Origin of the sequence: Protofrankia sp. Cr1 (genome assembly GCF_963555865.1) — a bacterium.
Lineage (GTDB): Bacteria > Actinomycetota > Actinomycetes > Frankiales > Frankiaceae > Protofrankia.
This window is the reverse complement of the sequence record NZ_CAUVXO010000293.1, coordinates 5,603-6,484: the sequence shown is the minus strand read 5'-3', so window position 1 is coordinate 6,484 and position 882 is coordinate 5,603. Positions and strand designations below refer to the sequence as shown.

Below are 882 nucleotides of genomic sequence, written 5' to 3'. Positions count from 1 at the left end.
GGCTCGGGTGATGGTGATCGGCGATTCGATGAGGAAAGCCTCCAGCGGCCGGTCGATCGGGGTGAACCAGGGTGCGCCGGCCGCGGCGTCCGGGGCGAAGCGCCAGCGTTTCGGGACTGCGCGAACCCCGACAGGATAGATCGTCAACTGTCCGTCCGGGCCGATGCGCAGCCGCAGGAAGTTCTTGTAATCGGCGATCCCCTGCGCGGCGAACAGTTCGTTGGTGTTCAGGCCCGCAATGCGGTCGGCCAGCCAGAGGTAGGCGGCGAGCACCTCGGTGGCGGCCAGACCACCGACCGCGACCACCAGCGGTAGCACCCCGGCCAGCAGCCACGTGCCGGGCAGCGGGCCGGCGACGGCGACGGCGCCGGCGATCACGGCGACGGCCAGGACGAGCTGGGTGAGCCCGTGCGCGACTCCGGCGACCCCACCGCGGGCGGTACGGCCGGCCTTGGTCAGCGCGACGCCGGCACCCATGACCCCGAGGCTCAGCGCGAGCCCGGGAACACTGTTGATCAGACCCTCGAACAGGCCTGGGACGCCGGCGTGCCGCAGCCCGGCCGCGATGGCGTCGAGGCGGCCCACGGCCCCTCGCCCGGTGCTCCCGGCAGCGCCGCCGATCGCCAGCGCCAGCAGCAGGTGGACGCCGCCGAGCAGTGCGATCAGACCTGGTGCGAACGCCGGCAGGCCGACGATGCCGGCGGCAAGCCGGCGGGACGTCTGCGCGTCCGGAAAAGTGCTGCTGGCCAGCTCGTAGTGCGCGGGCGGGTCGCTCTTGCCCGGTGCCCGCGACGCCGCCGGCGGCAGAACCAGCCGTTGCGGCAGCCGGTGGGTCGCGGACAGATAGGCGCCGCCACCACCGGCGGTGAACTTCTGGGCGGC

General features: G+C 73.5%; 1 pseudogene. It reads right to left on the bottom strand.

Annotated features, from left to right (window positions below):
* Window positions 1–882, bottom strand: a pseudogene (locus U9980_RS19380) (hypothetical protein); the annotation flags it as partial.